This is a genomic window from Streptomyces sp. NPDC056160 (assembly GCF_042268205.1).
Taxonomy (GTDB): Bacteria; Actinomycetota; Actinomycetes; order Streptomycetales; family Streptomycetaceae; genus Streptomyces.
This window is the reverse complement of the sequence record NZ_JBHJUW010000075.1, coordinates 19,170-39,805: the sequence shown is the minus strand read 5'-3', so window position 1 is coordinate 39,805 and position 20,636 is coordinate 19,170. Positions and strand designations below refer to the sequence as shown.

The 20,636-nt window shown below is 72.2% G+C and carries 16 protein-coding genes; 7 read left to right on the top strand and 9 right to left on the bottom strand.

Going from position 1 to position 20,636, the window contains the following annotated elements; genetic code table 11:
* Positions 1 to 88: 88 nt before the first annotated feature.
* The gene (locus tag ACFC02_RS25385; protein ID WP_376361617.1) at positions 89 to 1,432 is read right to left on the bottom strand and encodes a UDP-glucose dehydrogenase family protein; all 1,344 of its coding nucleotides are present in this window, start codon (positions 1,430 to 1,432) and stop codon (positions 89 to 91) included.
* Positions 1,433 to 1,649: 217 nt separating this feature from the next.
* Here ACFC02_RS25385 and ACFC02_RS25380 point away from each other — a divergent pair, with 217 nt between their 5' ends.
* The 3 genes from ACFC02_RS25380 (at position 1,650) to ACFC02_RS25370 (ending at position 4,316) form a co-directional block, all read left to right on the top strand.
* Positions 1,650 to 2,807, top strand: coding sequence for an acyl-CoA dehydrogenase (locus ACFC02_RS25380; RefSeq protein ID WP_376361614.1), 1,158 nt, complete (start codon positions 1,650 to 1,652; stop codon positions 2,805 to 2,807).
* A gap of 167 nt (positions 2,808 to 2,974) precedes the next feature.
* A complete protein-coding gene (locus tag ACFC02_RS25375; protein ID WP_376361612.1) occupies positions 2,975 to 3,799 on the top strand; it encodes an SAM-dependent methyltransferase in 825 nt (274 codons plus the stop codon).
* Between the two features lie 148 nt (positions 3,800 to 3,947).
* Positions 3,948 to 4,316, top strand: coding sequence for a four-helix bundle copper-binding protein (locus tag ACFC02_RS25370; RefSeq protein ID WP_376361609.1), 369 nt, complete (start codon positions 3,948 to 3,950; stop codon positions 4,314 to 4,316).
* A gap of 92 nt (positions 4,317 to 4,408) precedes the next feature.
* On the opposite strand, the gene ACFC02_RS25365 is transcribed toward ACFC02_RS25370, so the two are convergent.
* On the bottom strand, positions 4,409 to 5,743 hold the full coding sequence (locus ACFC02_RS25365) for an LCP family protein (RefSeq protein ID WP_376361606.1): 1,335 nt from the start codon (positions 5,741 to 5,743) through the stop codon (positions 4,409 to 4,411).
* A 119-nt stretch (positions 5,744 to 5,862) separates the two neighbouring features.
* On the opposite strand from ACFC02_RS25365, the gene ACFC02_RS25360 reads away from it, so the two are divergent.
* Positions 5,863 to 6,420, top strand: a complete 558-nt coding sequence (locus ACFC02_RS25360) for an acyl-CoA thioesterase (RefSeq protein ID WP_376361603.1) — start codon at positions 5,863 to 5,865, stop codon at positions 6,418 to 6,420.
* Between the two features lie 34 nt (positions 6,421 to 6,454).
* Here the strand turns inward: ACFC02_RS25360 and ACFC02_RS25355 are convergent, their stop codons facing one another.
* Positions 6,455 to 7,960, bottom strand: a complete 1,506-nt coding sequence (locus tag ACFC02_RS25355) for an LCP family protein (protein WP_376361600.1) — start codon at positions 7,958 to 7,960, stop codon at positions 6,455 to 6,457.
* Positions 7,961 to 8,087: 127 nt separating this feature from the next.
* Here ACFC02_RS25355 and ACFC02_RS25350 point away from each other — a divergent pair, with 127 nt between their 5' ends.
* A complete protein-coding gene (locus ACFC02_RS25350) occupies positions 8,088 to 9,119 on the top strand; it encodes a glycosyltransferase family 2 protein (protein ID WP_376361598.1) in 1,032 nt (343 codons plus the stop codon).
* Positions 9,120 to 9,195: 76 nt separating this feature from the next.
* Here the strand turns inward: ACFC02_RS25350 and ACFC02_RS25345 are convergent, their stop codons facing one another.
* The 3 genes from ACFC02_RS25345 to ACFC02_RS25335 all read right to left on the bottom strand — a co-directional run bounded on the left by ACFC02_RS25345 (position 9,196) and on the right by ACFC02_RS25335 (position 14,335).
* Positions 9,196 to 10,851: an LCP family protein gene (locus tag ACFC02_RS25345; protein ID WP_376361595.1), complete on the bottom strand. Its 1,656-nt coding sequence runs from the start codon at positions 10,849 to 10,851 to the stop codon at positions 9,196 to 9,198.
* Positions 10,852 to 10,941: 90 nt separating this feature from the next.
* The gene (locus ACFC02_RS25340; protein WP_376361592.1) at positions 10,942 to 12,705 is read right to left on the bottom strand and encodes an LCP family protein; all 1,764 of its coding nucleotides are present in this window, start codon (positions 12,703 to 12,705) and stop codon (positions 10,942 to 10,944) included.
* Positions 12,706 to 13,579: 874 nt separating this feature from the next.
* Positions 13,580 to 14,335, bottom strand: a complete 756-nt coding sequence (locus ACFC02_RS25335; protein WP_376361589.1) for a TIGR03089 family protein — start codon at positions 14,333 to 14,335, stop codon at positions 13,580 to 13,582.
* Between the two features lie 131 nt (positions 14,336 to 14,466).
* Here ACFC02_RS25335 and ACFC02_RS25330 point away from each other — a divergent pair, with 131 nt between their 5' ends.
* Positions 14,467 to 15,900, top strand: a complete 1,434-nt coding sequence (locus ACFC02_RS25330) for a peptidoglycan recognition protein (RefSeq protein ID WP_376361586.1) — start codon at positions 14,467 to 14,469, stop codon at positions 15,898 to 15,900.
* A 69-nt stretch (positions 15,901 to 15,969) separates the two neighbouring features.
* The gene (locus tag ACFC02_RS25325; protein ID WP_376361583.1) at positions 15,970 to 17,052 is read left to right on the top strand and encodes a sugar phosphate nucleotidyltransferase; all 1,083 of its coding nucleotides are present in this window, start codon (positions 15,970 to 15,972) and stop codon (positions 17,050 to 17,052) included.
* A 121-nt stretch (positions 17,053 to 17,173) separates the two neighbouring features.
* Here ACFC02_RS25325 and ACFC02_RS25320 read toward each other — a convergent pair whose 3' ends face one another.
* The 3 genes from ACFC02_RS25320 to cofD all read right to left on the bottom strand — a co-directional run bounded on the left by ACFC02_RS25320 (position 17,174) and on the right by cofD (position 20,592).
* On the bottom strand, positions 17,174 to 18,229 hold the full coding sequence (locus ACFC02_RS25320; RefSeq protein ID WP_376361580.1) for a DNA-3-methyladenine glycosylase family protein: 1,056 nt from the start codon (positions 18,227 to 18,229) through the stop codon (positions 17,174 to 17,176).
* Positions 18,230 to 18,298: 69 nt separating this feature from the next.
* On the bottom strand, positions 18,299 to 19,636 hold the full coding sequence (locus tag ACFC02_RS25315; protein WP_376361577.1) for a coenzyme F420-0:L-glutamate ligase: 1,338 nt from the start codon (positions 19,634 to 19,636) through the stop codon (positions 18,299 to 18,301).
* Positions 19,633 to 20,592 carry a 2-phospho-L-lactate transferase gene (gene cofD / locus ACFC02_RS25310; RefSeq protein WP_376361575.1) on the bottom strand — a complete coding sequence of 320 codons (960 nt, stop codon included), beginning with the start codon at positions 20,590 to 20,592 and terminating at the stop codon, positions 19,633 to 19,635. The genes ACFC02_RS25315 and cofD overlap by 4 nt, the downstream gene beginning before the upstream one ends.
* Positions 20,593 to 20,636 lie beyond the last annotated feature (44 nt).

Here is a 20,636-nt window from a genome sequence, read left to right as displayed (position 1 = left end):
CCCGCGGTGGTGGGAGAATGCGGGAAGACGCCGGTTCGGCCGACTGAGCCTCGGCCGAACCGGCGTCGCCCGCCAGGGGCCCGCGCCGCTACGCCGTCGGGCGTCCCATCGCCCGGTACGTCCACCCGGCCCGCCGCCACAGCTCGGCGTCGAGCGCGTTGCGCCCGTCGAGGACCAGCCGGGCCGCCGCGACCTCGCCCAGCTCGGCCGGGTCCAGCTCGCGGAACTGCCGCCACTCGGTCAGGTGCAGGACCGCGTCGGCGCCCCGGACCGCCTCCAGCGCCGAGTCGGCGTACCCGAGCGTCGGGAAGAGACGGCGCGCGTTGTCCATGCCCTTGGGATCGTGGACGGTCACCTGTCCGCCCTGGAGGTGGATCTGCCCGGCCACGTTGAGCGCGGGCGAGTCCCGCACGTCGTCCGAGTCCGGCTTGAACGTGGCGCCCAGCACCGCGATCCGCTTGCCGAGGAACGGCCCGCCGCCCAGCGCCTGCCGGGTCAGCTCGACCATCCGGCCGCGCTGGCGCATGTTGATCGAGTCGATCTCGCGCAGGAAGGTCAGCGCCTGGTCGGCGCCCAGCTCACCGGCGCGCGCCATGAACGCGCGGATGTCCTTGGGCAGGCAGCCGCCGCCGAAGCCGATCCCGGCGCGCAGGAACTTCCGGCCGATCCGGTCGTCGTACCCGATGGCCTCCGCCAGCTTGGCGACGTCGCCGCCCGCGGCCTCGCACACCTCCGCCATGGCGTTGATGAAGGAGATCTTCGTGGCCAGGAAGGAGTTCGCGGAGGTCTTCACCAGTTCGGCGGTGGGGAAGTCGGTGACGACGAAGGGGGAGCCCTCGGCGACCGGCGCGGCGTACACCTCCCGCAGCAGCTTCTCGGCCCGCTCGCCGCGCACGCCGACCACGATCCGGTCCGGGTGCAGCGTGTCCTGGACGGCGAAGCCCTCCCGTAGGAACTCCGGGTTCCAGGCCAGCTCGACCTCCTCGCCCGCGGGCGCCAGGGAGGTGAGCACACGGGCCAGCCGGTCCGCCGACCCGACGGGCACCGTCGACTTGCCGACGACCAGGGCGGGCCCGGTCAGGTGGGGCGCGAGCGAGGCGACGGCGGAATCGACGTAGGACATGTCACACGCGTACTCGCCGTGCTTCTGCGGGGTGTTCACACAGAGGAAGTGGACGTCGCCGAAAGCGCCCGCCTCGGCCCAGTCCTGGGTGAAGCGCAGCCGCCCGGTGGAGCCCTCCAGGCCGGCCACGTGCCGGCGCAGCAGGTCCTCCAGACCGGGCTCGTACATGGGGACCTCGCCCCGCCGCAGCATCTCGATCTTCTCGGGGACGACATCCAGGCCCAGCACCTCGAAGCCCATCTCGGCCATGGCCGCGGCGTGGGTGGCGCCGAGATAGCCGGTGCCGATCACGGTGATCTTCAGGCTCATCGATGCTCCAGGAGGGATGACGGCAATGCGCTGCCCGAGCATATCGGGGGCATGCGCGAAGCCCCCGCCGGGCAATGTCCCACCACCCACCCGCTGTCGCCAAGCTCACGTACCGCTCACGTGAGCAGGCCCCTAAAATTCGAGTTACTTAACGGTAATTAGCATCACCGCTCGTCATCACCTGTCATCACTGGTCGCCTTTGGAGCGTGAGAGACCTTGGCCGGATCGGCTGACTTCGACCTGTACCGCCCGTCCGAGGAGCACGACATGCTCCGCGACGCCGTCCGCTCGCTGGCCGAGGCGAAGATCGCGCCGTACGCCGCCCAGGTGGACGAGGAGGCCCGCTTCCCGCAGGAGGCCCTCGACGCCCTGGTCGCGAACGACCTGCACGCCGTGCACGTCCCCGAGAGCTACGGCGGCGCGGGCGCGGACGCCCTCGCGACCGTCGTCGTCATCGAGGAGGTGGCCCGCGTCTGCGCCTCCTCCTCCCTCATCCCCGCGGTGAACAAGCTGGGCTCCCTCCCGGTGATCCTCTCCGGCTCCGAGGAGCTGAAGAAGAAGTACCTGGGCCCGCTCGCCAAGGGCCGGGCGATGTTCTCCTACTGCCTCTCCGAGCCGGACGCCGGCTCGGACGCGGCCGGCATGAAGACCAAGGCCGTCCGCGACGGCGACCACTACGTCCTCAACGGCGTCAAGCGCTGGATCACCAACGCGGGCGTCTCCGAGTTCTACACGGTGATGGCCGTCACCGACCCGGAGAAGCGCTCCAAGGGCATCTCCGCCTTCGTCGTCGAGAAGTCCGACCCGGGCGTCTCCTTCGGCGCCCCGGAGAAGAAGCTCGGCATCAAGGGCTCCCCGACCCGCGAGGTCTACCTCGACAACGTGCGCATCCCCGCCGACCGCATGATCGGCGCCGAGGGCACCGGCTTCGCCACCGCGATGAAGACCCTCGACCACACCCGCATCACCATCGCCGCCCAGGCCCTCGGCATCGCCCAGGGCGCCCTCGACTACGCCAAGGGCTACGTCAAGGAGCGCAGGCAGTTCGGCAAGCCGATCGCCGACTTCCAGGGCATCCAGTTCATGCTCGCCGACATGGCCATGAAGGTCTCCGCGGCCCGCGCCCTGACCTACCAGGCCGCCGCCGCCTCCGAGCGGGGCGACGCCGACCTCACCTACCAGGGCGCCGCCGCCAAGTGCTTCGCCTCGGACGTCGCCATGGAGGTCACCACGGACGCCGTCCAGCTCCTCGGCGGCTACGGCTACACCCGCGACTACCCGGTGGAGCGCATGATGCGCGACGCGAAGATCACCCAGATCTATGAGGGCACGAACCAGGTTCAGCGGATCGTGATGGCCCGTAACCTTGCGTAGCCGTCCGTACGCGCACCGCTCCCGTCGCCCTTCGTCCGCCCTCTGTCCGGGCGGGCGGAGGGCGACGCCCGTCGCACAGGCCGAAGTTGGCCAAGTGGCCTGTTTGGGAGGTGACTTGGCGCTACGTTGGGCCGGCTGACCCGTTCCGCCCGAAGGAGGCCCGGCCCATGTCCGACCTTTCCCCGGTGTACGACGAGGGCGCCGCGCGCACGGCACGGCTGCGCAGCGACGTGTCGCACTCGGCCCGGATCTGGAACTACTGGCTGGGCGGCAGGGACAACTACCCGGTGGACCAGGAGGTCGGCGAGCAGATCCTCTCCTTCGTGCCCCAACTGCCCCGCTCGGCGGTCGCGGACCGGCGCTTCCTGGCCCGCGCGGTGCGTCACCTCGCCGGGGAGGCGGGGATTCGGCAGTTCCTCGACATCGGCACCGGACTGCCGACCGCCGACAACACCCACGAGGTGGCCCAGCGGATCGCGCCCGCCAGCAAGGTCGTCTACGTCGACAACGACCCCCTCGTCCTCGCGCACGCGAGCGCCCTGCTCACCAGCACCCGCGAGGGCGCCACCGACTACGTCGACGCGGACGTGCACGACCCCGAGACCATCCTGCGCAAGGCAGCCGAGACGCTGGACCTCGACCGGCCCGTGGCCATCACCATGCTCGGCATCCTGAACTTCGTCCTGGACACCGACGAGGCCGTCTCCGTCGTGCGCCGGCTGCTGGCGGCCGTGCCCTCCGGCAGTCACCTGGTCGTGTCGCACCCCACCACGGAGGTGGACGGCGAGGCGATGAACCGGGCGGTGGAGTACTGGAACGGCCAGGGCTCGGCGCCCATGACCCTGCGTGGGCGCGGCGATCTCGTCCGGTTGTTCGACCCGGTGGAGCTGCTGGAGCCCGGCATCGTCTCCTGCTCCCGCTGGCGGCCCGAGCCGGGGGACGGGGAGCCGGTGGAGGTCACCCACTTCGCGGGGGTCGGCAGGAAGCCGTGACGCACGGTGCCGGTGCGCCCGTGTCCCCGTCATCCGAACGGGCGTAGCGGAATCAGTACCTCCGCCGGATGGCGGACAGCCGTGGGCGGGCGTACGACGGAAGGGCACGGGGCCCGCCCCGGGGCCCCTTCGCCCTCCAGGAGGAGCCATGACCCACACCCAGCCCGGTGCCATGACCGCCCTGACCAAGGAGATGCAGGACTGCGTCGACGCCTGCATGACGTGCCACAACATCTGCGAGGAGGCCATGAGCTCCTGCATGCAGATGGGCGGCCAGCCGCAGATGCAGATCATGCGCGCGCTCATGGACTGCTCCGAGACGACCCGCATGTGCGCGGACATGATGATGCGCCGCTCGCCCATGTCGTCCGAGATGTGCGCGATGTGCGCCAAGGCCTGCGACATGTGCGCCGAGGCGTGCATGTCGATGCCCGACGACCAGATGATGATGCGCTGCGCGGAGGCGTGTCGCCGCTGCGCGGAGATGTGCCGCACGATGGCGGGCGCCCGGATGTGATCCGACCCCCGGCATGACGGCGGGGCCCCTCGGACGTGTGCCGCGGGGCCCCGCTGCCGGCGCCGGGCCGGTCGGTCGGTCGCCGGGAACGCTCAGTTGCCGGAGACGGTGACCTTCTGGTCGTTCTTCAACTCGTCCACCAGCGTCTTGACCTTCGACTTGTCCCAGACGAGGTTGCCGCCGACCGAGCCGGAGACGGGCATGTTCATGGAGGTGCCGTCGCCGCCGCTGACCCCCTTCATCGCCCAGAACATGGACGCCAGGTCCCACAGGCTCATGTCCTTGTCGACGATGAGGGAGTCCAGGCCCGCGCCCATGGTCGGGTAGAACTTGAACGGGTTCAGGACCGTCGTCGGGGTGGCGACCTCGTGCGCGAGCGCGGAGAGGAACTTCTGCTGGTTCTTGGTGCGCTGGAGGTCGGAGGCCGCGAAGGCGTGCCGGGTGCGGACGAAGGCCAGCGCCTGCTCGCCGTTCAGTGTCTGCTTGCCGGCCTTGAAGTCGGCGCCGGACCACTTGTCCTTGAAGGGCTTGTCGATGGTCATCTCGACGCCGCCGACCGAGTCCACGATGTTGGCGAAGCCGGCGAAGCCTATCTCCACGTAGTGGTCGATGTGCAGCCCGGTGTTGTACTCGATCGTGCGCACCAGCAGGGTCGGGCCGTCGTAGGCGTAGGCCGCGTTGAGCTTGTTCTGCCCGAGGGGGCCCTTGATCTTGCCGGACTCCGAGCCGCGGAACTGCGGGATCGTGACGTTGGAGTCGCGGGGCAGCGAGATCAGCGTGTCCCCGTTGTCCCCGACGTGCAGGATCATCATGGAGTCGGTGCGCTTGCCCTCGGCGGAGCCGGTGTGCAGCTTCTTCTTGTCGGCCGCGGAGAGCCCGTCGCGGCTGTCGGAGCCGACGATCAGGTAGTTCGTGCCCTTGCCGGCCTCCGGCCGGTCGATGACCTTGGACAGGTCGACGTCCCGGTTGAGCTTGGAGTCGGCCCAGAAGTACGTGCCCACCGAGGTGACCACGAGCAGGGTGACGAGCGTGATCGCGGTCCACTTGATGCGGCGGCGCCAGTTCGGCGCGGGCCGCGGGCCGCGGCTGCGGCCCCCGTCCGGACCGTCCGGGCCGCCGGGGCCGCCGGGGCCCGGTCTGCCGTAGACGTGTCCGGTGTTGTAGCCGCTGTCGTAGCCCTGGCCGTCGTCGTAGCCGGAGCCCTCCCCTCCGCCGACGTACGACGGCTGCTGCGGGACCCGGTGGGGCGGCGCCGCGGGACCCTGCCCGCCGGGGCCGTCGTAGCCGCGCCGGCCGGGCGGCACCGCCGGGCCGCCGCGCCGCACCTGGCGCATCACGCGCGCGCCCTCCGGCTGCGCACCGGCGCTGCCGCGTCCGTACCGGGGTCCGCGGTTGTCGTCGGACCGCCCCTCGGGCCAATCATTCATGCGCCCCAGTGTGCCGGGCGCCGGGGTGTGACTTACAAGGGCCGTCGGAAAATAAGGTCACGGCTGTTGCCAAGCTGACACAAATTCCCCGGATCCCGACGCGGCATAAGGTGGAGCCCATGACAGATCAGGCCCCCGTCGCGGAATCCGGCACCGCGGAGATACCGGGCAAGCCCACCTCGGCGTCCCGGACCACCCTCAGCCACATCATGACCCACAGCGACACCAACCTCCTGGGCACGGTGCACGGCGGGGTGATCATGAAGCTGGTCGACGACGCCGCGGGCGCGGTGGCCGGGCGGCACAGCGGCGGGCCCGCCGTCACCGCATCCATGGACGAGATGGCGTTCCTCGAACCGGTCCGTGTCGGCGACCTGGTCCATGTGAAGGCCCAGGTCAACTGGACCGGACGGACCTCCATGGAGGTCGGCGTCCGGGTGCTCGCCGAGCGCTGGAACGAGTCCGCCCCGGCCACCCAGGTCGGCTCCGCCTACCTGGTCTTCGCCGCCGTGGACGCGGACGGCAGGCCCCGCGCGGTGCCGCCCGTCCTGCCCGAGACCGAGCAGGACAAGCGCCGCTGCCAGGAGGCCCAGATCCGCCGCACGCACCGCCTGGCCCGCCGCCGCGCCATCAAGGAGCTGCGGGAGAAGCGGGCGGCGGAGGGCTTCGAGGACTGAGCCGCCGCCCCGGCCGCCCGGTGCCCCACCGGGCTCAGTCGCACGCGACCTGGTCGCCCCGCACCACCTCGGTGGTGTCCTGGTTCACCGCGCGCACCCGGACCTTGCGCACCTCGCGGTACTCGCTCCCGGCGATCACCCGGAGCGTGGCGCCCTGCCCCGGTACGGCCCGCAGCTCGCTGCCCGGCAGGGCGGCGGCCAGCGACCTGGCCGAGCGGTCCCACCGGGGGTCGTAGAGGACGACGGTCCGCTTCACCCCGCGTTCCCTGGCGTCCACGGGCGCCCTGGTCGTACCGAACCCGACCGCGGCCAGCGCCGTGTCGACCCGTCGGCCGAGGCCCACCGTGCCGGTGCCGTTCTCCACCTGGACCCTGATGCGCTGCGGGGGGATCTCCACCGCCGCCGTGCCGTCCGGCTTCCGGTCCGGTCTGCGCACGGCCAGCGGACGGTCCTCGCGCAGCGTGCGGAAGAGCCGGTCCGCCTGCGCCTGGTCCCACTTCACGGTCGAGCCGAGCCCCTTGACGGGGAAGGACGTCTGCGCGACGGGGACCGTGGTGAACTCCGACGAGGAGGGCGAGAAGTTCCGCATCGCCCGGCCGAGGTCGAGCAGCTCGTCGGTGTGGAAGCCCTGGTCGGCGCGGACCGAGCCGAGCACGGCCCGGGTCACGTCCCGGAACTTCAGGGGGTTCAGCAGCACCCGTGAGGAGGTCGCCCGCTCGATCAGCGCGGCCAGGAAGAGCTGCTGGCGCTTCATCCGGCCGAAGTCGCTGGCCCCGTCGATGTGCCGGGAGCGGACGTACTGCAGGGCCTGGCCGCCGGTGAGGGAGTGGAGGCCGGCGGGCAGGTCCAGGCCGGTGTAGGTGTCCTTCAGCGGGAGCGCGGTGCAGATCTCGACGCCGCCGAGGACGTCCACGGTCCGCATGAAGGTGGTGAAGTCCACCTCCAGGTAGTGGTCGATCTTCAGGTGGGTCATGCTCTCGACCGTGCTCACGGTGAGGTTGGGGCCGCCCTCGGCGTACGCCGCGTTCAGCTTGACGGGGTGCGGCAGGTGCTGCTTGCCGGTGTTCCGGTCGAGGTGGGCGGGCAGGTCGACGTAGGAGTCGCGGGGCAGGCTGACGACGCTGGCCCGTTCCCGGTCCCGGGAGAGGTGCACGATCATCATCGTGTCGGTGCAGTGGCAGGGCTGGCCGCCGAGCCGGTAGCGCTGCCGCTCCCGCTCACTGATCTTGTCGCGGCCGTCGGTGCCGACCAGCAGGACGTTCATGCCGTGGCCCGTCGGCGGCCGGTTCTTCATGTCCTTGAACGGGTCGACCCGGGCGATGTCGGCGTCCAGGCTGGAGACCACCGCGTGTCCGATCCCGGCGGAGGCGAGCACCACCACGGAGACCGTGGTGGCCGCCCGCATGGCCCAGCGCGGCCTGCGGCGCGGTGGGGGCGCGTACGGAGCACGGGCCGCTCGGGAAGGTGCGGCGGCGGCCTGTCGCGGTCCGTGCCGCGGGGGCACGGGCGGCCGGGGCGGCCGGGGCGACGTGGTGGACATGGGGGACACCTCCGCGTAGGGCGTGGGTGGACACCGTGAGCACCGTAGGCCCATACGATCTGCTGCCCGGTGCGGTGGGCCCCGCGGCGCGCACCGGTGTCCCCCGTTCGCGGTAACGTGAGCACCGATGAACGCCAACTCCGACGTGCGGCTCCCCGCTGTTTCTGTGATCATGCCGGTCCTCAATGAGGAGCGGCACCTGCGCGGGGCCGTCGAAGCGATCCTCGCGCAGGAGTACGACGGCGAGATGGAGGTCGTGATCGCCCTGGGTCCGTCAGCGGACCGCACGGACGAGATCGCCGCCCAGCTCGTCCGCGACGACCCGCGTGTGCACACGGTCCCGAACCCCACCGGGCGCACCCCGGCCGCGCTCAACGCCGCGATCAAGGCCTCCCGCCATCCGATCGTGGTCCGCGTCGACGGCCACGGGATGCTCTCGCCGAACTACATCGCCACGGCGGTGCGGCTCCTGGAGGAGACGGGCGCGCAGAACGTGGGCGGCATCATGCACGCCGAGGGCGAGAACGCCTGGGAGCACGCGGTCGCCGCCGCGATGACGTCGAAGATCGGCGTCGGCAACGCGGCCTTCCACACCGGCGGCCAGGCCGGCCCGGCCGAGACGGTCTACCTGGGCGTGTTCCGCCGCGAGGCGCTGGAGCGACAGGGCGGCTACAACGAGGAGTTCATCCGCGCCCAGGACTGGGAGCTGAACTTCCGCATCCGCGAGGCGGGCGGCCTGATCTGGTTCTCGCCCGAGCTGCGGGTCTCCTACCGCCCGCGGCCGAACGTGCGGGCGCTCGCCAAGCAGTACAAGGACTACGGCCGCTGGCGGCACGTCGTCGCCCGGTACCACGAGGGCTCCATCAACCTGCGCTACCTCGCCCCGCCGACCGCCGTGTGCGCCATCGCGGCCGGGGTCGTGGTGGGCGCGGCCGTGACCCCGTGGGCCCTCCTCGTCCCGGGCGGCTACCTGGCGGCGATCGCCGCGGGCTCGCTGCCGGCGGGCAAGGGCCTGCCGCTGCGGGCGCGCGTGCGCATACCGGTGGCCCTGGCCACCATGCACATGTCGTGGGGCTGGGGCTTCCTGACGAGCCCCAGGTCCCTGGCGAGGAAGGTCATCGCCTCCCGGCGCCCGGCGGTCGTCGCCACCGCCGGCTGAGAGCCGTCACGAGCAGCACCCCGAAGGGCCCCTCACCGCACCGCGGTGAGGGGCCCTTCGGCATGGATGTCCGCCCCTACCACTGGTAAGGCTTGTACACGTCCATGCACTGCTTGGTGTCCGCGCCGTTGATGGCGTCGGAGTTCTCCGGGATGTCCCCGGCCTTGGGGGTCTCCTGCTTCGGGTAGGTGCTGCCCTGCCGCCAGTCCGCGCCGACGACGACGGTGACGCCGGAGACGTCCGTCGACTTCTCCACCGAAGTCGTCGGGATGCCCAGGGCGGTGGCGACCCGCTCGGCGTCGCCCTTCAGCTCGGCGCTCGGGTAGCGCACGACCGTCTGGGACGCGGACGGGGTCGTGGTGCTGTCCGGCGACGCCTTGGTGAAGCCCTTGCCCACCAGTTCGTCGCTGATGGCGGTGGCCCGGTGGCCGATGGGGGCCAGCTCGGTGGTGCGGGTGCCGTTCTGCACCGTGACGCCGATCTGGCCGTCCGGGTGGGCCGGTTGCGTGGCGGGCGGGGTCTTGGCGCCGCTCTTGCCGGCGTCCTTCTTCGCGTCCTCGGTCTTGCCGTTGGCGTCGAAGGCCACGTCGTCCTGGATCAGCTTCCAGATCTTCTGGGCGTTGGCGCCGTCGGGGACGACGTGGTCGCGGTTCTGCGGGTCCTGGACGTTCGGCATCGTCGTCATCGTGATGCGGTCGGTGGGGACCGTCTTGAGCTGCATGGCCAGGTCGTACAGCTTCTTGCCGGTGCCGATCTCCTCGGAGACCTGAAGCGACCTCGTGGCCGCCTCGGCCAGATCCAGCAGCCGGCCGGTGTCGGTGAAGATGCTCTGGCTCTTGAGCGTGCGGATCATCGAGTTCAGGTACATGTGCTGGGCCCTTGCCCGCAGCAGGTCACTGCCCCAGGCGTGCCGGGTGCGCAGCCACTGGAGGGCCTGCACGCCCTTGACCTTGTGGGTGCCGGCCGTCAGCTTCAGGCCGGAGCCGCCGTGCGCGAGAGCCGTCGAACGGTCCCACACGTTCTGCTTCACGCACACGTCCACGCCGCCGATGGCGTCCGCCATCTTCACCACGCCCGCGAAGTCGATCGTCATCCAGTGGTCGATGTACACACCGGTGAGGTTCTGCCAGGTGGCGAGGGTGCAGCCGGCGCCGCCGCGGGCCAGCGACTCGTTGATGATGGCGTTGGTCGCCGGGTACTTCGTGCCGGTCTTCGGGTCCGTGCACTTGGGGATGTCCACGCGGGTGTCGCGCGGGATGCTCACCACCTCGGCGCTCTTGCGGTCCGCGGCCAGGTGGATCAGCATCTGCACGTCGCCCAGCGGCGGGCTGCCCCGGTTCTCCCGGCTGCCCCCGAGCGCCACGTTGGCATCGGAGTTGCGGCTGTCCGAGCCGATCAGCAGGATGTTCACGGGCGTCTGGCCGTCGGCGTTCGCCTTCGTCTTCTGCGCCTTGGAGTCGCCGCTGTCGCGCTCGCCCTTGCGTATGTTGCCGTTGAGGTGCTCGTAGTAGAGGTATCCGGCGCCGGCCGTGCCGAGTATGACCACCGCGAGGACCGTGGCCGACCAGCGCAGCACCCGCCGCTTCGGACGTCTGCCGCCGGTGCCGCGGCTTCCCCGGCCGCCGCCACCGCCGCGACGGCCGTGACCGCCTCCCGCGTTCTTCTCGTGTTGCGCCAGAGGCATCGTGTCCTCGACCGCGGGCCCCTCCCCGCGCAGACCGCTCTGCGTCAACTCCCCATCCTCCCCGCCCTCATGTCATCGAACAGGCCTGTCGTACGCCGTGTTAGACGTACGACAGGCCCGTAAGGTCACACGGTGCGCTCAACTGGCGCACTGAACCTTGTCCGCCGTGTGCTGCCCCTGCACCGTGGGTGCCTTCTCGGGTGCGGTGAGCGACACTCCCGCTCCCTTGTAGTCCTTGCCCAGGGTCAGCGTCATGGCGGGCAGCCCCTGGGAGTTGGTCACGCTCTTGCCCGGCTTCAGCGCGGAACCGGGCAGCCCCATGAGCGCGGCGAGTTCACGGGCCTGGGCCGCCTGGTCGGGTGCGTACTCGAGGGTGGTCTTGTCCAGCTTCTGCGGCGCGTTGCTGCCGTTCTCCGACTTGAGCACGCCCTGCTGGTTCTGCAGCCAGGTGAGGGTCTCCTGCGCGGCGCCGTCCTTGGCCCCGCCGTTGAGGATGCGCACCCGCACCTCGCCGGCCGCCGACCGGGCGCCCTTGAGCTGGGCCGCCTGCGCGTCCTTCGCCTGCTGCTCCTTCTTCTTCACGTCGGTGAAGGAGACGTCGCCGCCGATGGCCTGGAAGACCTTGGGCGCCTGGCCCTGATCGACGATGACCGTCTTGTGCACCGGGCCGTCGGCCGGGTTGTCGAGCACCGGCACGGTCAGGAAGGTGATGTTCTTCGTCGGCACCTTCTTCAGCTCCAGCGCCACGTCCTTGAGCGTGCTCGCCTTGCCGATGCCGGTGTCGACGGTCAGCGACTTGGTGGCCGCGTCCGCGAGGTCGTACAGCTTGACCGGGTTGGTGAGGGTGTCGCTGGAGGCCATCTTGCGCATCAGCGAACTGAGGAACTGCTGCTGCACCTTGATCCGGTCCAGGTCGCCGTGGTTGCCGAAGCTGTGCCGGGTGCGGACGAACGCCAGCGCCTGCTCGCCCTCGATCTTGGACGAACCGGCGGGCAGGTCCAGGTGCGAGTCCTTGTCGTTGACGGGGTGCTTGAGGCACACCTCCACGCCGCCCACCGCCGACGTCAGCGTCTTCACCGCGTTGAAGTCGGCCATCATGAAGTGGTCCGGGGCGATCCCCGTGACCTCCTTGACCGTGCGCATCGTGCAGCCCGGGTCCCGGCCGTCCTGGCCGAGGCTCGTGTTGAACCGGACGTTCGGGGTGCCCGGGACGACCTTCGTGGTGCCGTCGGGCTGCTTGGTCGGGCAGTCGGGCACGTCGACGATCAGGTCGCGGGGGATGCTCAACGCGGTCGCGTTCGTACGGTCCTTGGAGACGTGCAGCAGGATGTTGGTGTCCGCGTGGCCCACGCTGCCCTTGTCGCCGTAGCCCTCGTTGCCCTTACCGGTCCGCTTGTCGGTGCCGATGACGAGGATGTTGAAGGCCTCGTCCTTGCTGAAGCCGCTCTTCGCCGCGCTGCCCACGTCGGTGGTGGTGACGTTGCCTTCCAGGTGCTTGAAGATCAGGTAGCCCGCCGTGCCGACGCCGACCAGGACGAACGCCATGGTGCCGCCGGTCCACATCAGGACCTTCTTGGTCCTCGACTTCTTCTTCTTTTCCGGGCGGCGGCTGCGCCTGCCGGGCGGGACCGGCTCCTCCGCGGGCGCGCCGCGGCGGCGGCGCGGCCCGGGCACGGTGGGTGCCGGAGCCGTCTCACGCGCCCGCTCTTCTCCGGCCGGGGCACCGCGCCGACCGGAGGCCGCGCCGCCCGCCCCGGGGGCGGAGGGTCTGCGCGGGCCCGGGACCGGTGACTGCGGAGCGGAAGGATCCAGTCGCAGTTCGTATTCACCAGTGTTCGGATTGAGCACCCACTGGTCTGCGGGATCGATGTTGTCCGCCCGCCCACGGCCTTGCGCGTCCACGGTTGTCCGAACCCTCCGTCGGGGCCACGCGGCGCCTTCCCCCGAGGCGCTCAGGTCTGGTTCACGGTGTACGACCCCAGGATGACCTCGCGGCCGGTAGCACCGGATCGCTCACACTATCCGGCCTGTTGAGCATTGAGCGACGCCGGTGACGAATTCCACGCCCCTACAACTGGGCAATCCGCCCATTTTCCCTGGACAAAAGTTCGCCTTTGGCCGCGGCTTTACTCACGGGGGGACCGGGTGGTGGTCTTGCCGGTGAACGTAGGGGTGGGCGAGGGTGGTGCGGCGAGGGCGGAGACGGTCCCGGGAGCCGCCGGCACCCCTCGCAAAACCTACTGAACGTAGCCGTACGACTGCGCAGTCGATTCCTCCCCGGGCGGGGAATCGGATCCGGGTACGGAATCCCGCCAAGCTGAATTGCCGCCGTTTGCGCCGGAATCCCGCGATACCTCCGGGCGACCTCCACCGGCCGGTCGGCGCACAGCCCGGCGAACAGTCCCGTGGAGATGTCGCGCCCGCTGAAGTCGACGACCACGTGGAGGTCGATCCGGATGACGGCCGGCTTCTCCACGGTACGGATCGTGCACGCCGAACCGCCGTCCCTGTACGCGTAGTTGCGCATCGATGAGGCCGGCGCGGCTCGGTGCGGCCGCCGTCGCGTCGGAGGCGACCGGGCACGTGCACCATCAGGTCGCGGGACACGGCGGCGGCGCTGCGCCGGTCACGGTCGGGCGGGCAGCGGACGTGCCGTGGTGCCGTGGTGCTGTCGTGCTGTCGTGCTGTCGTGCTGTCGTGCCGTCGTGCGGAGGCCGACTCGTCCGTCCGGCGGGAGGCGGGCGGCGGGCGGCCGTCCAGGCGTACGGAGCCGACCTCACCTCGCCGTCGTCGTGATCCGTTCGCTCTCGATGCGCTTGGCCAGCGCGTCCTCGTCCAGGCGGTCCAGGTTCCGGCAGAGCACGACGGAACCGCCGGCCGCGAGCGGCGCGAACAGGCCCGCGCTCAGCCCCTCCCACGTGTCGTACGCCAGCCCGGACAGCAGCCGGGAGCCGGGCCCCGTCAGGTTCAGTCCCGGCGCGTCCGCGCGGGCGCGCTCCACGACCTCCGCCGCCGTGTACTGCGCACCGGCCGCGATCAGCGCGGGCTCCTCCGGGTCCACCGGCGCGAACGGCGCGAACCGGTCGCCCTGCGCGGGCACCTCGACGGCGTAGTCGGCGAATCCCGCGGGCGGCTGCGGGAAGCGCCCGCCCAGCGGCCGGAGTGCCAGCGCGACCCGCTCGCCCGTGCAGGCGCGTGCCGCCTCCAGCGTGTCGGGGCCGCTGACCACGACGTCGGCCGCCGCCGGATCCCCGCCGACGTCCGCGACCGCACCCACCGACGCGCACGCCAGCAGCCACACCGCCGTCTGCCAGTGCGCGGGAAGCAGCAGCGCGACCCGGTCGCCGGGGCCGGCGGCGAGGTCCCCCTGGAGGAGGTTCGCCGTCTTGGCCACCCAATTGCCGAAGGTGGCCACGGACAATTCGACGCGTTCGCCCGTGGCGTCGTCGTAGAAGGTCACCAGGGGGCGTCCCGGGTCCGCGGCGAGCGCGGAACGCAGCAGGTCGGCAGGGGTGCGTTCGGTGGCGTTCACTCGCGCAAGGGTACGCGGCGCCGAGCCCGCGCACCCGGGCGCGGCGGCCGTGGGTGCCCCGGCCGGCCACCGGTTCGGGGGAACGACACCCGACGCACCGTCAGTTCGTAGATGGACATATATGTCTGACTATGTCCAAGATCAGGGGCATGCGTCGATACGGATTCCTTGCGTCCTCGATCGGTGTCACCTGTGCGGCCGGTCTCGCCCTCGTACCGGGCGTCCTCGCGGGCGCCGCCGCAGCCGCCGCTCCCGCCGCGCCGGCCACGACGGCGGGAGCGGCCCCGGCCACCGGCCCGGTCACCGGCCCGGCGGCCGTCCCCGGCAGCACCCAGTCCCTGCCCCTCGCCCCGCGCGCAGCGGGCCGCACCCGCGGCCGGGCCGTCGGCGCCGCCCTCGAACAGGGTCTGCGCCGCGCGGACGTACGCCACTTCTCCCTGGTCGGCGTCGTCTGGGACAACCCCGCCACCGAACTGCACGGCAGCGTCCAGATCCGCACCCGTTCCGCAGCCACCGGCACCTGGTCCGACTGGCAGGACGTCGACACCCACAACACCGACCACGGCGCCGACCCCGGCACCGCCGAGCGCACCGGCGGACACATCCGCGGCGCCACCGCGCCGCTGTGGGTGGGCGACTCCGACGGCGTCGACCTGCGCGTCCGCGCCGACACCGGGGACCGTACGGACGACACCGCGGCCGAACCCCCCGTCCCGCTGCCGTCCGGGCTGCGCCTGGAACTCGTCGACCCCGGCGACACGCCCGGAGAGGACGGCCCCCAGACCGACCAGCCGCGCACCGGTGACCTGAGCGAGGCGGCGACCGCCGCCTCCGCCGCCAACAGCGGCCTCGCCCCCCTCGGCGCCACCGAGATCCCGGCCCTCGACCGGGCGGACACCGAACGCGAACTGCTCGACCTGCGCGGCGACGAACTGACGGACGCCCAGCGGGCCGAGCCGCACATCGGCGCCCGTCCGCGCATCGTCACCCGGCGCGGCTGGGGGGCGGACGAGTCACTGCGTTCCCCCGGGTTCGTCTACACGAAGAAGGCCAAGGCGGCGTTCGTCCACCACACCGCGACGGGCAACAACTACCGCTGCTCGCAGACCCCCTCGGTCATCCGCAGCATCTACCGCTACCACGTCAAGAGCATGGGCTGGCGCGACATCGGCTACAACTTCCTGGTCGACAAGTGCGGCACCGTCTACGAGGGCCGCGCCGGCGGCGTGGCCAAGGCGGTGCTGGGCGCACACACCATGGGGTTCAACAGCAACAGCGTCGGCATCGCCGTCATCGGCACCTACAGCAGGTCCAAGCCCTCCTCGGCCGCCGTCAAGGCCGTCGCCCGCTTGGCCGCCTGGAAGCTCGGCCTCTACGGGATGAATCCGCGCGGGAAGACATACCTGAAGTCCGGCGGTGGCAACCTCTACGGAAAGGGAAAGAACGTGCACCTGAACGTGATCTCGGGCCACCGGGACGGCTTCGCCACCGACTGCCCCGGCCGCAAGCTCTACGCCAAGCTCGGCACCATCCGCTCCACCGCGGCGCGCTACCAGGGCCGCTGAGGCCGATCTGCATACACTGGCCCGCCGGAAGACAGCGCGGCCGGTCCCGGCAGGAAGCAGAGACGACAGGTGACAGAAGCGATCCTCCTGGTCGGCGGCAAGGGCACCCGGCTGCGCCCGCTCACGGTGCACACCCCCAAGCCGATGGTGCGGGCGGCCGGCGTGCCGTTCCTCGCCCACCAGCTGGCACGGGCCAAAGCGGCGGGCGTCGAGCACATCGTGCTCGCCACCTCCTACCTCGCCGAGGTCTTCGAACCGTACTTCGGCGACGGCTCCGCGCTCGGACTCCACCTGGAGTACGTGACCGAGGAGGAACCGCTCGGCACCGGCGGCGCCCTGCGCAACGTCGCCCCGCGCCTGCGCTCGGGACCCGGCGAACCGGTCCTCGTCTTCAACGGCGACATCCTGACCGGCCTGGACATCCGCGCCCTGGTGCGCACGCACGAGGAGACGGGCGCGGACGTCTCCCTGCACCTGACGAAGGTGACGGACCCGCGTGCGTACGGCCTGGTCCCGACCGACGGCACCGGCCGGGTCCTCGCCTTCCTGGAGAAGCCGCAGACCCCCGAGGAGATCGTCACCGACCAGATCAACGCGGGGGCGTACGTCTTCCGCCGCTCGGTCATCGACACGATCCCGCGGGGGCGCCCGGTGTCGGTGGAGCGCGAGACCTTCCCCGGCCTGCTGTCGGCCGGGGCCCACCTGCAGGGCATGGTCGACTCCACCTACTGGCTGGACCTCGGCACCCCGGCCGCCTTCGTGCGCGGCTCGGCCGACCTGGTGCTGGGCCGGGCGCCCTCCCCGGCGGTCCCCGGCCGCTGCGGCGACCGCCTGGTCCTGCCCACGGCCGTCGTCGCACCCGACGCCAAGGTGAGCGGGGGCACGGTGGTGGGGGAGGGCGCGTTCGTCGCCGAGGGCGCCCGGGTGAGCGGCAGCACGATCCTGCCCGGCGCCGTCATCGAACCCGGCGCCGTCGTCACCGACTCCCTCATCGGTGCCCGCGCCCGCGTCGGCACCCGCTCCGTCCTCACCGGCACGGTGATCGGCGACGGCGCGGTGGTCGGCGCCGACAACGAGCTGCGGGACGGCATCAGGATCTGGTGCGACGCCCGCATCCCGGCAGGAGCGGTCCGCTTCTCCTCGGACCAGTGAGGCCCGCCGTTGCGGGGGCCGCGGCGTCCGGCGGCTGACCAGGGGCGGGCGTGCACGACCTGCCGGCCGACCGGGGGGCCACGGCGGACCGACCCGCCCTCCTCACCGACGGCTCCGGCCGCTACAACCGGCCCATGTCGCGCACCGGCATCCGCGGCGCCCGTCGCGGCGGCACCCGGCCGCTCAGCAGGATCAGCCGGGCCGCACGGTGCCGCTGCCCGGCGTACGGCTCCAGCAGCCGCAGCATCTGCGCGTCGTCCGCCCCGCGGTCCCCGGCCAGCGCGAACCCGACGATCCCCGGCAGGTGCAGGTCCCCGACGGTCACCGCGTCCGGCGCGCCGTGACTGCGCTGCACGGTCTCCGCCGACGTCCACGGCCCGATCCCGGACACGACCTCCAGCCGTTCCCGCGCCGCCGCCGGAGCCATCCGCACCGCCTCCTCCAGCCGCGCGGCCACCCGCACCGACCGCAGCACCGTGGACGCCCGCTTGTCGTCGACCCCGGCGCGGTGCCAGTCCCACGACGGGATCAGCGCCCAGGTACGCGGCTCCGGCATCACGTGCATCCGCACCGGTACGGGCCCGGGGGCCGGTTCCCCGTACGTGCGCACCAGCGTCCGCCACGCCGCGTACGCCTCGACCGTGGTGACCTTCTGCTCCAGGATCGACGGGATCAGCGACTCCAGCACCAGCCCGGTCCGCGTCAGCCGCAGTCCCGGCCGCCGGTGCCGGGTCAGCGCGAGCAGCCGGTGCCTCGGCGTGAACGCGGCCGGGTCGTCGGCCGCGCCGAGCAACTCGGGCAACCGCTCCAGCAGCCACTCGGCCCCCGGCCCCCACGCCTGCCCGCGCACCTCCCCGCCGCGCGCGCAGACGCGCAGTGTGCCGGGACCCAGCGGGGTGCGGCTGGCCCGCCACACGGACCCGTCCGGCATCGCCCGGAACGTCGGATCGGCCGGCCCGCGCCGCAGCGGTCCGAGTACCAGCCCCAGGTCCAGCGGTCCGTCCGGCACCCACGTCCGCACCCGCTCGGGCGCGCGGGCCTGATGCGGCACGCCCCCGGCATCCCCGGCGCCCGCGGCGGGTGAGCCGGGCACGGTGGGTACGGCAGGCACGTCGACATGGCCGCCGCGCACGGTGGTGCGCGTGGGCCGCGGTCGCGGGGCGAAGCGTCCTGCCACGAATAAGATCCCGGGGTCGTCGATGGTGCGCTACGAGCCTAAGCGGTCACCCGCGCCGGCCGGGCCGCCTCACCGCACCTCGACGAACGTCCCGGCGTCCCGCTCGGGCCGGGGACTCGGCGGCTGCGCCGGATGACCGACCGCCACCGCCCCCATCGGGTCCCAGTGCGCCGGCAGGGCCAGCACCTCGCGCACCACGTCCCGGCAGAACATCGTCGAGGACACCCACGCCGAGCCGAGCCGTTCCCCGGCGAGCGCGACCAGGAAGTTCTGCACGCCGGCGCCGGCGGCGACCACGAACATCTCCCGCTCGGCCCCGTCGCGCCGCGCGTCGCCGTAGGTGTGCGAGCCGTCCATGACCAGGCAAGGAACCACCAGGTACGGGGCATGGCGCAGGACGTCCCCGCGGCGGACCCGCTTGGCGACGGACTCCTCGCTCTTGCCGTCCCGCCGCAGATCGGCGATCCACGCCTCGCGCATCGCGTCCAGCAGCCGGGTCCGCGACGCCGCGGACTCCAGCAGCACGAACCGCCAGGGCGTGGTGTGGTGCGGCGCCGGCGCGGTCACCGCCGCGGCCACCGCGCGCCGTACGGCACCGGGGTCGACGGGCTCGTCGGTGAAGGAGCGCACGGTCCGCCGCTGGGTCACCGCCTCCCGTACGGCCTCGGAGGTGCCCAGCCGGAACATGTCGTCGCGTGCGTCGCGCACCAGGGCCCGCGCGCCCGGGGCGTCGTCGTCCGCCGCGAGCACGTGCCCGAGCCCGCGCACCACGGCGACGGGCAGCCCCGCGGCCTTGCCCTTGACCAGGTCGCCCGCGGCGGCGAGTTCGTCGGCGGTGGCGACGACGGTGGCGCTGAGCGGGTTGCCGTGGGCGTCGGTGCCGCCGCGCAGGTCGTCCAGGACGCGCAGGCCGGCGGCGCCGATGGCGACGTCCGTGAGCCCGTCACGCCAGGGACGGCCGAAGGTGTCGGTGACGACGACGGCGACGTCGACCCCGAGGGCGGCGCGCAGACCGGCGCGGATCGCCCGTGCGGAGGCGTCCGGGTCCTCGGGGAGCAGCAGCACCGTGCCGGAGGGGGTGTTGGACGCGTCGACACCGGCCGCCGCCATGACCAGGCCCTGCCGGTTCTCCACGATGCGCAGCGGCCCGCGCCGCGCCACGACCCGTACGGTCTCCGCGTCGATCGCCGCCTCCCGGTCGGCGGCCTCGACGACGCGTCCCTCCGCCTTGGAGACGATCTTCGAGGTGACCAGGAGGACGTCCCCGTCGGCCAGGGCGGGCTCGGCGGCGGCGATCAGCTTGGCCAGGTCGTCGCCCGGCGCCACCTCGGGCATGCCCGGCACGGCCCACGCGCGGAACGCTGGTGCCGCACCTGCGCCGGCGTGTGCCGACGGCGTGCCGCTCATGCTCCCCGTACCTCCTCCGCCAGCGTCAGCGCCTCCCGCGCCATCTGCGCGGCGGCGTCGAGGTCGGTCATCATCAGCGGCACCGCCCGGCAGCGGATCCCGGCCTCCTCGACCCGCTCCACCACCCCCGCGTCGACGGTGTCGACGAGCCAGCCGTCGAGCAGCCCCGAACCGTAGTGCTCGGCGACCGCCGCGGCGGTGGACTCCACGCCGACGGCGGCGAGGACCTTGTCGGCCATCCCGCGCACGGGCGCGTCCCCGACGATGGGGGACAGGCCGACCACCGGCACACCGGCCTCGGCGATGGCCTCCCGGATGCCGGGCACGGCGAGGATGGTGCCGACGGAGACGACGGGGTTGGACGGCGGGAAGAGGATCACGTCCGCCTCGGCGATGGCTTCCAGGACGCCCGGTGCGGGCTTGGCCTGCTCGGCGCCGACCGGCACGACCGCCTCGGCCGGGACCGACGCCCGCAGCCGTACCCAGTACTCCTGGAAGTGGACCGCCTTGCGCTCGCCGTCGATGTCCACCGCGACGTGCGTCTCGACCCGGTCGTCGGACATCGGGATCAGCCGCACCCCGGGCTTCCACCGGTCGCACAGGGCCTCGGTCACCGCGCTGAGCGGATAGCCCGCGCCGAGCATCTGGCTCCGCACGATGTGTGTGGCGAAGTCCCGGTCGCCGAGCCCGAACCAGTCGGGCCCGACGCCGTAGGCCGCGAGTTCCTCCTTGAGGTGGAAGGTCTCCTCCGCCCGGCCCCAGCCCTGTTCCTCGTCGATGCCGCCGCCGAGCGTGTACATCACCGTGTCGAGATCCGGGCAGACCTTCAGCCCGAAGAGGTGGATGTCGTCGCCGGTGTTGCCGATGACCGTGACGTCCGCGTCCGGCACGGCCCGCTTCAGACCGCGCAGGAAACGGGCACCACCGATGCCGCCTGCCAGAACCACAATGCGCATGGCCCAAGTCTGGCAGGCGGGTACGACAACGGGACACGCGGACG

Excerpts from the sequence above, each read along its gene's own strand:
- ACFC02_RS25360 (WP_376361603.1), top strand. The coding sequence starts at position 5,863 with ATGACAGATCAGGCCCCCGTCGCGGAATCCGGCACCGCGGAGATACCG.
- ACFC02_RS25385 (WP_376361617.1), bottom strand. The coding sequence starts at position 1,432 with ATGAGCCTGAAGATCACCGTGATCGGCACCGGCTATCTCGGCGCCACC.
- ACFC02_RS25350 (WP_376361598.1), top strand. The coding sequence starts at position 8,088 with ATGAACGCCAACTCCGACGTGCGGCTCCCCGCTGTTTCTGTGATCATG.
- ACFC02_RS25355 (WP_376361600.1), bottom strand. The coding sequence starts at position 7,960 with ATGTCCACCACGTCGCCCCGGCCGCCCCGGCCGCCCGTGCCCCCGCGG.
- ACFC02_RS25330 (WP_376361586.1), top strand. The coding sequence starts at position 14,467 with ATGTCCAAGATCAGGGGCATGCGTCGATACGGATTCCTTGCGTCCTCG.
- ACFC02_RS25365 (WP_376361606.1), bottom strand. The coding sequence starts at position 5,743 with ATGAATGATTGGCCCGAGGGGCGGTCCGACGACAACCGCGGACCCCGG.
- ACFC02_RS25375 (WP_376361612.1), top strand. The coding sequence starts at position 2,975 with ATGTCCGACCTTTCCCCGGTGTACGACGAGGGCGCCGCGCGCACGGCA.
- ACFC02_RS25315 (WP_376361577.1), bottom strand. The coding sequence starts at position 19,636 with ATGAGCGGCACGCCGTCGGCACACGCCGGCGCAGGTGCGGCACCAGCG.
- cofD (WP_376361575.1), bottom strand. The coding sequence starts at position 20,592 with ATGCGCATTGTGGTTCTGGCAGGCGGCATCGGTGGTGCCCGTTTCCTG.
- ACFC02_RS25370 (WP_376361609.1), top strand. The coding sequence starts at position 3,948 with ATGACCCACACCCAGCCCGGTGCCATGACCGCCCTGACCAAGGAGATG.